Below are 10,995 nucleotides of genomic sequence, written 5' to 3'. Positions count from 1 at the left end.
CCATCCTCACGCGTCGGCCGAGCGTATCAGGTCTCTCTGGCCGCCAGAACGACCGCCGGCTTCAGGCTCAGCTCTCAGTCGCCGGGAGCCTCGAAGACCCAGGTGGTGCCCTCGCGGGAATCCTTGAGGATGATCCCGAGCGCGGCGAGCTCATCGCGGATGGCATCGGCCTGGGCGAAGTCCCTGGCCTTCTTGGCCGCGGCGCGCGCCTCGATCTGCGCCTGGATCTCGCCTTCGGCGAGCGGCAGGTCGGCGGCGCCGGCCTTGAGGAAGCTCGCCGGATCCTGCTGGAGGAGCCCCAGCACCCCGCCCAGGCGCTTGAGCTCGGCGGCCAGCGCCGGGGCCCGCTCCGGCGCCTCCTTGCGGGCACGATTGAGCTCGCGCGCCAGCTCGAAGAGCACCGAGAGCGCCTCAGGGGTGTTGAAGTCGTCGTCCATGGCGGCGACGAAGCGCGCCGCAGGGCCGCCGTCGTCCGACGAGTCAAGGAGGGCCGCCGACTCGTCCGCGTCCTCGAGGGCCGGTCCTTCGAGCGCCAGCCCTTCCAGAGCGTTGTAGAAGCGCTCCAGGGACTTGCGGGCCTCGGCCAGCGACTCGGGGGCGTAGTTGATCGGGCTGCGGTAGTGGCTCGACACCAGCAGGTAGCGCACCACCTCCGGGTCGTGATGCTCGAGCACGTCGCGGATGGTGAAGAAGTTGCCCAGCGACTTGGACATCTTCTCCTGGTTCACCCGCACCGCCCCGGCATGCATCCAGGTGTTGACGTAGCGATGGCCGGTGGCCGCCTCGCTCTGGGCGATCTCGTTCTCATGGTGCGGGAACATCAGGTCCGGCCCGCCGCCGTGGATGTCGAAGGTCTCGCCCAGGCAGCAGGTGGACATCGCCGAGCACTCGATGTGCCAGCCGGGGCGCCCCTCGCCCCAGGGCGAGGGCCAGCTCGCCTCGCCGGGCTTGGCCGCCTTCCAGAGCACGAAGTCCAGCGGATCCTCCTTGTGCTCGTCCACCTCGATGCGGGCGCCGGAGCGCATCTCGTCGGGGTCGCGGTTGCTCAGCGCGCCGTAGGTGTCGAAACGACGCACCCGGTAGTAGACGTCGCCGTTGTCGGCGGCGTAGGCGAAACCCTTGTCGATCAGCGTCTCGATCATGGCGAGGATCTCGCCGATATGACCGGTGGCGCGGGGCTCCTGGTCCGGCGGCAGCACGGCGAGGCGCGCCTCGTCCTCATGCATGGCCTCGATCATGCGTTCGGTGAGCGCGGCGATGCTCTCGCCGTTCTCGTCGGCCCGCTTGAGGATCTTGTCGTCGATGTCGGTGACGTTGCGCACGTAGGTGACATCATACCCCCGGGCGCGCAGGTAGCGGGTGATGACGTCGAAGGCCACCATCACCCGGGCGTGGCCCAGGTGGCAGTAGTCGTAGACCGTCATGCCGCAGACGTACATGCGCACCTTACCGGGCTCGAGCGGCACGAGCGGTTCCTTGCGACGCGTCAGCGTGTTGTAGATCTGCATCTCGGCGCTCATGCTCACCCCTTGTTGGCCTGCGCGGTCTTCTGACCTTCCTGCTTCTTCACCTTGGCCCAGCCGTCCTTGAGCCCCACGGTGCGGTTGAACACCAGCGTGCCGTCGTGGCAGGCGTGGCGATCGGCGCAGAAGTAGCCCACGCGCTCGAACTGGAAGCGGCTCTCGGGCGTCGCCTCGGCGAGGCTCGGCTCGCCGATCGCCTGCACGGTGACCAGCGACTCGGGATTCAGGTGGTCGAGGAAGTCGGCATCCTTGTCCTTGTCGGGCTGCTCGACCTGGAAGAGGTTATCGTAGAGCCGCACCTCCATGGGCACGCCGTGCTCGGCGCTGACCCAGTGGATCACGCCCTTGACCTTGCGGCCCTCGGGGTTCTTGCCGAGGGTGTCGAAGTCCACGGAGCAGCGCAGCTCGGCGATCTCGCCGGATTCACTCTTCACCACCTCGTCGCAGCGGATCACGTAGCTGTTGCGCAGGCGCACCTCCTTGCCCGGCGCCAGGCGGAAGAACTTCTTGGGCGGCTCCTCCATGAAGTCATCGGCGTCGATATAGAGCTCCCGGGTGAACGGGATCTTGCGCACGCCCATGTCCTCCCGGGCCGGATGCCCGGGCACCTCGTAGACCTCCTCGTGATCCTCGGCCACGTTGGTCAGCACCACCTTGAGCGGCTTGAGCACGGCCATGGCCCGCGGGGCGTTGTCCTCGAGGTCCGAGCGGATGGCGTGGTAGAGCATGGCGATGTCCACAAGGCCGCCGTCGGCGCGGGTCACGCCGATCATGTCGCAGAACTTGCGGATCGAGGCCGGCGTGTAGCCGCGGCGGCGCATCCCGGAGAGGGTCGGCAGGCGCGGGTCGTCCCAGCCGTCGACGATCTGCTCGTCCACCAGCAGCTTGAGCTTGCGCTTGGAGGTCAGGGTGTAGTTGAGGTTGAGCCGCGCGAACTCGATCTGGCGCGGGACCACCGGCACCGGCAGGTTGTCGAGGAACCACTCATAGAGCGGACGATGATCCTCGAACTCCAAGGTGCAGACGGAGTGGGTCACGCCCTCGAGGGCATCGGACTGCCCGTGGGTGAAGTCGTAGGAGGGGTAGATCTTCCACTTGTCGCCGGTCTGGTGGTGGCTGGCGTGGCGGATGCGATAGAGGATCGGGTCGCGCAGGTTGATGTTGGGCGAGGCCATGTCGATCTTCGCCCGCAGCACCTTCTCGCCCTCGGCGAACTCGCCCACGCGCATGCGCTCCAGCAGGTCGAGGTTCTCCTCGGCACTGCGCTCGCGGTAGGGGCTCGGCTTGCCCGCCTCGGTCAGGGTGCCGCGGTACTCGCGGATCTCCTCCGGCGAGAGGTCGTCGACGTAGGCCTTGCCCTCGCGCACCAGGTGCTGGGCCCAGGCATAGAGCTGGTCGAAGTAGTCCGAGGCGAAGCGCACCGAACCCGCCCACTCGAAGCCCAACCAGCTCACGTCCTCCTTGATGGCATCGATGTAGGCCTGCTCTTCCTTGGCCGGATTGGTGTCGTCGAAGCGCAGATGACAGTCGCCACCGAAGTGTTCGGCAAGCCCGAAGTTCAGACAGATCGACTTGGCGTGGCCGATGTGCAGGAAGCCGTTGGGCTCCGGCGGGAAGCGCGTCACGATCTTCCCGGTCCGCCCGGCCTCGATCTCCTCGCGGATCTGGTTGCGGATGAAGTTCGGCGCGCTGGTGGTGTCGGTGGTCATGTCGGTGGGGCAACCTCTGGTTGAATCGCGGGCCTGGCTCGATGCGCCGCGCAGGACGTGGAGGACACGCCCCCGCCTTCGCGCATCGAGGCAAAACCGCTATTATAGCGCCACGCCCATGGGCAGCGCCAAGGCGCATCCCCCATTGCTCCCTACACCGCACACAGGAACGGCATCGATGATCGTACTGCAGACCAACTTCGGCGATATCACCATCGCCCTCCACCACGACCAGGCCCCGAAGACCGCCGCCAACTTCGAGCAGTACGTGCGCGACGGCTTCTACGACGGCACCCTCTTCCACCGCGTGATCCCGGGCTTCATGGTCCAGGGCGGCGGCTTCGACAGCGACTTCAACCAGAAGCCGACCCGCGAGCCCATCGACAACGAGGCCGACAACGGCCTGAAGAACACCCGCGGCACCCTGGCCATGGCGCGCACCCAGGATCCCCACTCGGCCACCGCGCAGTTCTTCATCAACGTGGCCGACAACGACTTCCTCAACCACAGCGGCAAGAACATCCAGGGCTGGGGCTACTGCGTGTTCGGCGAGGTCGTCGAGGGCATGGACGTGGTGGAGAAGATCAAGGAGGTGCCCACCACCCGTCGCGGGATGCACGCCGACGTGCCCGCCGAGGACGTGGTCATCCAGAAGGCCTTCGTGAAGGACGACGCCGAGGCCTGATCCTCGTCCCGCTCGCTCCCGCGCCCGCCTGGCTCACTCAAGCCGGCGGGCGTGATGCGTGTCACCTTGCGACACGCCTGACCGACGCTCCCCTCCCCTGCCAACCGGGCCGACCATGACCACCCTGCTGATATCCGACCTGCACCTGCAGCCCGCCACCCCCGAGCTCACCGAGGGCTTCCTTCGATGGCTCGACGCCCGTGCCGCCGGCGCCGAGGCCCTCTACATCCTCGGCGACTTCTTCGAGGCGTGGATCGGCGACGACCTGCTCGACCTCGGCGCCGGCGACCCGACCGGCACCGCCACGCTGGCCGCCCGGGTCGCGGCCGCGCTGAAGCTCCTCGCCGAGGGCGGCACCGCCATCTACCTGATGCACGGCAACCGCGACTTCCTGCTCGGCGAGCGCTTCGCCGCGGCCGCCGGCGCCCGCCTGCTGCCGGATCCCAGCGTGGTGACCCTGGGCGGGCGCCCGACGCTGCTGATGCATGGCGACAGCCTGTGCACCCGGGACGAGGCCTACATGGCCTTTCGCCGTCAGGCCCGGGACCCGCAGTGGCAGGCGCAGATCCTCGCCATGCCCATCGCCGAGCGGCTCCAGCTGGCGAAACAGCTGCGCGACCAGTCCGGGGAGGCCAACTCCAACAAGGCCGAGGACATCATGGACGTCACTCCCGACGAGGTGGTCGCGGCATTGCGCGAGCACGGGGTCGACACCCTGATCCACGGCCACACCCATCGCCCGGCGGTGCACGACCTCGAGGTGGACGGCGCTCCGGCCAGGCGCCTGGTGCTGGGCGACTGGCAGCCGGAGAAGGGCTGGGAGATCGTCATCGAGGACGGCGCCGCGCCGCGCCTCCAGGCGTTCCCCCTCACCTGAGGAGCGCCACCGCCTCTCTTCAGGGCGCCGGGGCGCTTCACCCCCTGACGCGACACGCCTCGAGCAGGGCCTCCAGCGCCTCGGCGTCCGGCAACGCCCCCGCCTCGCCGATCAGCTCCAGGCGGGAGTCGCGCCGCCAGGCGGTATCGCCGAGGCTGACCAGGCCCTCGGCCCGGTTATAGAGCCGCCAGCCCTCGCTCGTATGCAGCACGCCCTTCACCCTGAGACCGACGGGCAGCTCGCCGAGGCGGGCCGCGAGGCGATCGAGGTCGAAGCGCTCCGCGGCGTGCCAGCGCCAGCCCAGACTCGCGTGGCCGAGTGCCGCGCCCGTCTCGCGCACCGGCCGGCCCGGCGCCGGCTCACGCTCGGCAGGCGCCGCATCCTCCGGCGGGCGTGACGCGCCCTCCCGGGCCGCGCGATGGAGGGCCGAGGTGGGCGCGTCGTCGCCATCGGCGTGTCCCCCGCCCGCCGCCAGCAGCGCGAGGGGCAGCTCGCCATGGGGCGCCTCGCGGACCCACTGCTTTCGCGGCCAGAACTCGCCGAGCCACGCGTTCGCCGCCCGCACCTGCTCGGGGGTGGCCAGGTCGGTCATGGTCAGCGCCACGCCGTCGGCCATCACCAGCTGGTCGCGAAAGGTCTCGTGGGACCGGGCACGCGGGTCATCCAGCCGTCGCGGGTCGAGCAGCGCGATCACGTCACGCACCGCCAGCGCATCGGCCAGGCCCTCGCCGCGCAGCACCTCTATTAGACCGGCCGGATGGCCGAGCCCCGAGGGCTCGATGATCAGCCGATCCGGTCGATGGCGATGCAGCAGGTTCACCAGCGAGGCCTGCAGCACGAAGGCCAGCTGGCAGCAGAGGCAGCCGCCGGGCAACCCCTTGACCACCAGGTCGTCGCGCGCCTCGAACATCGCCTGGTCGATCCCCACCCGGCCGAACTCGTTGATCACCACCGCCCAGCGCTCGTCGGCGGGCTTCTGGTCGATCAGGCGCCGGATCAGCGAGCTCTTGCCGCTGCCGAGGAAACCGGTGATCAGGTGGACGGGAATGGCGGGGCGCGGCGCGGTCATGGGGCCTCCTGGCGGGTATAGCGAAAGGTGTTACAAGATAACATATAGACAAGCGGCCAGGCGGCTAAGCGGCTAAGCGGCTAAGCGGCCAAGCGGCCAAGCGGCCAAGCGGCCAAGCGGCCAAGCGGCCAAGCGGCCAAGCGGCCAAAAAGGGTGTCTTGCTCGCAAGAAAAAGCAAACCCCAAGGCCACGGCCTTGGGGTTTGCTTGTAGCTCGGCGCCTGGATCGGTCAGAGCCGCTCGATGCTCGCCTTCTCGCGCAGGTCGTCGAGCAGCCCCTGGATGGCGGCCTGGGCCCGCAGGCGCTCCGCCATGTCGGCGACGAAGGTCTCCATCTGGGCGTTGGGCTCACCGTCCTGGACGCGCTCCAGGGCGATCAGCACCACCCGCTCGCCGTCGACGGCATGGCCGTAGACCGGCTGCTCGCCCTCGGGGTGCGGCAGGCGGAAGGCGGCCTGCACCAGCGCCTCGGGAAGCGCGCTGCCGCCCTGGCGGCTGACCGCATCGGCGCGCTGCCAGTCGAGCTCGAGGGGCTCGCCGGCCCGCAGGCTCTCGACCTGCCGTGCCGCCAGGGCCACCAGGGCCTCGCGGGTCTTGGCCTCGCGCACGGCCGCCTCGACGTCGCCCTCGACCTCGGCCAGCGGCAGCGTGGTGGCCTCGCGATGGTCGGCCACGCGCAGCACCAGGCGGCGATCCTCGTCGAGCTCGATCACCTCGCTGTTGTAGCCGTTCTCGAGCACGTCCTCGCCGAAGGCCTGTGCCATCACGCCGGGCTCTGAGAGCACGCCCTCGCCGACGTCACGACCGATCCAGTCGCTCTGCTGCAGGGTCAGCCCCAGCGCGTCGGCGACACTGGCCAGGTCGTCGGCGGCGAAGCTGTCATCGATCAGGCGCTGGGCGCGCTCGTTGAAGGCGTCGTCGACCTGCTCGAGGGCGAGCTCGGCGCGCAGCGCATCTCGGCGCTCCTCAAAGGGCGGACGATCGAGCTCGGTGACCTTGATCAGGTGCAGGCCGTTGTCGGTCTCGACGATCCCGGAGACCTCCCCCTCGCCCAGGGCGAAGGCGGCCTCCTCGAAGGCCTCGCCGAAGAAGCCGCGGGAGATCACGCCCAGGTCGCCGCCGGCGTCGCTGGTCGAGGTGTCATCGGAGACCTCGGCGGCCAGCTCGGCGAACGCCTCGCCCTCGGCGAGACGCGCCTGGACCTCCTCGAGGCGCTCGCGCGCCGCCTCGCGGCTGCCGTCCTCGCCGTCCACGGCGACCATGATGTGCGAGACGCGCCGGTCGGCCTCGGCGGCCCCGGCCAGCCACGCCTCGCGCACCGCCTCCTCGCTCACCTCGGCCTCGTCGGCCATCTGCTGGCGATCGAGCACCACGTAGTTGACCTTCACCTGCTCGGGGCGACGGTAGTCGTCCCGGTGGGCGTCGTAATAGGCCTGGAGGTCCTGCTCGGTGACCTCGGGCGCGGCGGCGAGGTCATCTCGCGTCAGGGCATGGTGGCGGAAGCTGCGCGTCTGGCGCTGCAGTTCGGCGAGGCGCTCGCGCTCCTCCTCCAGGGTAAAGCCGCTGGCGGCCAGGCCCTGCTGGACCTGCTGGCGCTTGAGGTCGACGGCGAGCTGCTGGCGGAACGACAGCGGCGTGAAGCCGGCGCTCGCCAGGCGATTGCGAAACAGGTCGCGGTCGAAGCGCCCCTGGGCGTCCTGGAACTCCGGCAGGGTCACGATCAGCTGATCGAGCTGCTGCTCGGAGACATAGAGGCCGCCCTCCTCGGCGTACTGGGTCAGCAGCCGCTCGGTGATCAGCATGTCGAGCATCTCGGCGCGCAGGGCGCGCTCCTGGTCCGGCGGCACCTGGCCGCTGCGGATGGCGCGCTGCACCTCGATCTCGAGCTGCTGTCGGGTGATCGGCTCATCGTTGACCTGGGCGACCTCATCGCCGCTGTTGCCCAGCAATCCGACCAGCGATTCCACGCCGAACAGCGCCATGGTCACGACCACGGCACCGATGATGATCTTGGCGCCCCAGCTCCTGGAGCGGTCACGAATACTTTGCAGCATGCAGGCCTCTGCGGATCAAATGAGTCGGGTCGCGCCCATTATACGCATCGCCGCGCGCCTCGCGACGCGCGGGATCGATGCCCATGAACGCGAACAGGCGCACCGCCGGGGCGATGCGCCTGTTGGAAGAAACCACCGTCAAGGCTACGGCAGGCGCCGTTGCCTCAGTTGACGGAGTCCTTGAGCGCCTTGCCGGCCTTGAAGCTCGGCACCTTGGCAGCGCTGATCTCGATCGGCTGGCCGGTCTGCGGGTTACGGCCAGTGCGAGCGGCACGCTCCTTGACGGTGAAGGTACCAAACCCCACCAGGGACACGCTGTCGCCCTTCTTCAGGCTCTCTGACACGGTGTCGACCATGGCATCCAGTGCGCGGGAAGCGGCTGCCTTGGGAATGTCGGCAGACGCGGCAATGGCTTCGATCAGCTCGGATTTGTTCACACTTCACCCCTTGACTATTTCGTAAATTGGCTCTAATCGGCGAGACTTTTGGCTGACTGACGCGATCACAGCATGGCGATAGTTTATAGCAATGCGGCGAAAGCCCTGTCAAGCAACCTTAGCAGCCAAACCCCGCCATACCGGGCTTTTCACTCCGGCATGGCAAGGAAAATTACCGTTAGTGCGTACTGATCATCGACGCCTTGGAGGAGGAGTCTTCCGCCTTGGAACCCTCCTTTTTCGGCTCGGGCTTCTCGGCCAGGGCCACCTCCAGTACGTCATCAATCCAGCTAACCGGCCGAATATCGAGCGCTTCCTTGATATTGTCCGGGACCTCCTTGAGGTCGCGACGGTTTTCCTCCGGAATTAGCACCGTCTTTATACCACCGCGCCTAGCGGCCAGCAATTTCTCCTTGAGCCCGCCGATCGGCATCACCTCGCCGCGCAGGTTGACCTCGCCGGTCATGGCGACGTCGCAGCGCACCGGGCGCCCCGTGTAGGCCGAGACCATCGCCGTGACCATGGCGATGCCGGCGCTGGGGCCGTCCTTGGGCGTGGCGCCCTCGGGGACGTGGATGTGCAGGTCCTCCTTCTCGAAGCGCTCGGGATCGATGCCCAGCGCCAGGGCGCGCGCCCGCACCACGGTCTGGGCCGCGCTCACCGACTCCTTCATCACGTCGCCGAGCGAGCCGGTCTTGTCCAGGCGCCCCTTGCCGGGGGTGATCACCGACTCGATATTGAGCAGCTCGCCCCCCACCGAGGTCCAGGCCAGGCCGGTCACGCGACCCACCTGATCCTGCTGGTCGGCCAGGCCGTAGCTGTAGCGCCGCACCCCGGCATAGGGCTCGACGTCGGCGGCACAGAGCCGCTGCGGCGCCTGGGCGCCCTCCTTGCTCTCCTTCTCGATGCGCTCGCGCAGCACCTTGCGGCACACCTTGGCGATCTGGCGCTCGAGCTCGCGCACCCCGGCCTCGCGGCTGTAGTAGCGGATCAACTCGAGCAGCGCATCGTCGGTGAAGCTGAGCTCGTCATCCTTGAAGCCGTTGGCCTTGAGCTGCTTGGGCACCAGGTAGCGATTGGCGATGGCCAGCTTCTCGTCCTCGGTGTAGCCCGGCAGTCGGATCACCTCCATGCGGTCGAGCAGCGGCCCGGGAATGTTCATGGAGTTGGCGGTGCAGATGAACAGCGTCTCGGAGAGATCGTAGTCCAGCTCCAGGTAGTGGTCGCTGAAGGTGTCGTTCTGCTCCGGGTCGAGCACCTCGAGCAGCGCCGAGGAGGGATCGCCACGGTGATCCATGCCGATCTTGTCGACCTCGTCGAGCAGGAACAGCGGGTTCTTGACCCCCGCCTTGCTCATCCGCTGGATCATCTTGCCGGGCAGCGAGCCGATGTAGGTGCGGCGGTGGCCGCGAATCTCGGACTCGTCGCGCACCCCGCCGAGCGCCAGGCGCACGTACTTGCGGTTGGTGGCCCGAGCGATGGACTGCCCCAGCGAGGTCTTGCCCACCCCGGGCGGCCCCACCAGACAGAGCACCGGGCCCTTGAGCTTCTTGACCCGCTTGTGCACCGCCAGGTACTCGAGGATGCGCGCCTTGACCTCCTCGAGGCCGTAGTGATCCTCGTCGAGCACCTTCTGGGCATGCACCAGGTCGTGCTTGACGCGGGTGCGCTTCTTCCAGGGCACGGAGACGAGCCAGTCGAGGTAGGAGCGCACCACCGTGGCCTCGGCGGAGTTCGGCGACATCATCTTCAGCTTGCCCAGCTCCTGGAGGGCCTTCTCGCGGGCCTCCTTGGGCATGCCGGATTCCTCGATGGCCTGCTCGTACTTCTCGGCCTCGTTGGGCACGTTCTCGAGCTCGCCCATCTCCTTCTGGATGGCCTTCATCTGCTCGTTGAGATAGTACTCGCGCTGGGACTTCTCCATCTGGTCCTTGACCCGCGAGCGGATGCGCTTCTCCACCTGCAGCAGGTCGATCTCGGACTCGATCAGCGCCATCAGGTGCTCGATGCGGTCGCGCACCCGGTCCATCTCCAGCAGCTGCTGCTTGTCGTCGATCTTGAGCGACAGGTGGGCGCAGATGGTATCCACCAGGCGGCTGGGGTCCTCGATGCCGGAGAGCGAATTGAGCACCTCGTTGGGCACCTTCTTCGACATCTTCACGTACTGCTCGAACTGGTTGAGCAGCACGCGCACCAGCGACTCCTGCTCGCGCTCGGAGAGCGGCTCACTCTCGCGCAGGCTCACCTCGGCGCGGCTGTAGCCGCCATCGACAGCGACGATCTCGCGGATATCGGCCCGCGACTCGCCCTCGATCAGCACCTTGACGGTGCCGTCCGGCAGCTTGAGCAGCTGCATGATCTCGGCCACGGTGCCGATGGCGAACATGTCCTCGCTATCGGGATCGTCCTTGCTGGCCTCGCGCTGGGCCACCAGCAGGACGCGCTTGTCGGCCTCCATGGCGGCCTCCAGCGCCTGGATCGACTTCTCGCGGCCGACGAACAGCGGGATGACCATCTGCGGGTAGACGACCACGTCCCGCAGCGGCAAAAGGGGCAGACTCAGGGTCTGTTCGGCGTTCTGCTGCATCGCAGACGTTCCTCACACGAAATCGGATGGATACTCAGGGAGTGGGGGCGACGAG

The 10,995-nt window shown here is 68.0% G+C and carries 8 protein-coding genes; 2 read left to right on the top strand and 6 right to left on the bottom strand.

Going from position 1 to position 10,995, the window contains the following annotated elements; all coding sequences use genetic code 11:
• Positions 1-74 precede the first annotated feature (74 nt).
• Complete coding sequence (gene cysS, locus FIU83_RS07860; RefSeq protein WP_152485294.1) at positions 75-1,508, bottom strand: cysteine--tRNA ligase; 1,434 nt, start codon at positions 1,506-1,508, stop codon at positions 75-77.
• Between the two features lie 14 nt (positions 1,509-1,522).
• A complete protein-coding gene (locus FIU83_RS07855) occupies positions 1,523-3,232 on the bottom strand; it encodes a glutamine--tRNA ligase/YqeY domain fusion protein (protein WP_152483536.1) in 1,710 nt (569 codons plus the stop codon).
• A 178-nt stretch (positions 3,233-3,410) separates the two neighbouring features.
• Here FIU83_RS07855 and FIU83_RS07850 point away from each other — a divergent pair, with 178 nt between their 5' ends.
• Together FIU83_RS07850 and FIU83_RS07845 are read left to right on the top strand one after the other, a co-directional pair.
• The gene (locus tag FIU83_RS07850; protein ID WP_152483535.1) at positions 3,411-3,917 is read left to right on the top strand and encodes a peptidylprolyl isomerase; all 507 of its coding nucleotides are present in this window, start codon (positions 3,411-3,413) and stop codon (positions 3,915-3,917) included.
• Positions 3,918-4,032: 115 nt separating this feature from the next.
• Entirely contained in the window at positions 4,033-4,794 is a 762-nt protein-coding gene (locus FIU83_RS07845; protein WP_152483534.1) for a UDP-2,3-diacylglucosamine diphosphatase, read from the top strand.
• A gap of 37 nt (positions 4,795-4,831) precedes the next feature.
• On the opposite strand, the gene FIU83_RS07840 is transcribed toward FIU83_RS07845, so the two are convergent.
• The 4 genes from FIU83_RS07840 to lon form a co-directional block, all read right to left on the bottom strand.
• Positions 4,832-5,863 carry a GTP-binding protein gene (locus FIU83_RS07840; RefSeq protein ID WP_152483533.1) on the bottom strand — a complete coding sequence of 344 codons (1,032 nt, stop codon included), beginning with the start codon at positions 5,861-5,863 and terminating at the stop codon, positions 4,832-4,834.
• Positions 5,864-6,092: 229 nt separating this feature from the next.
• Positions 6,093-7,916, bottom strand: a complete 1,824-nt coding sequence (locus tag FIU83_RS07835) for a SurA N-terminal domain-containing protein (RefSeq protein ID WP_152483532.1) — start codon at positions 7,914-7,916, stop codon at positions 6,093-6,095.
• Between the two features lie 164 nt (positions 7,917-8,080).
• Complete coding sequence (locus FIU83_RS07830; RefSeq protein ID WP_089850121.1) at positions 8,081-8,353, bottom strand: HU family DNA-binding protein; 273 nt, start codon at positions 8,351-8,353, stop codon at positions 8,081-8,083.
• Positions 8,354-8,531: 178 nt separating this feature from the next.
• A complete protein-coding gene (lon, locus tag FIU83_RS07825) occupies positions 8,532-10,940 on the bottom strand; it encodes an endopeptidase La (RefSeq protein ID WP_152483531.1) in 2,409 nt (802 codons plus the stop codon).
• Positions 10,941-10,995 lie beyond the last annotated feature (55 nt).

The organism is Halomonas sp. THAF5a (assembly GCF_009363755.1).
In the GTDB taxonomy this organism is placed as follows: Bacteria; Pseudomonadota; Gammaproteobacteria; order Pseudomonadales; family Halomonadaceae; genus Halomonas.
This window is presented reverse-complemented; position numbering and strand designations above follow the sequence as displayed.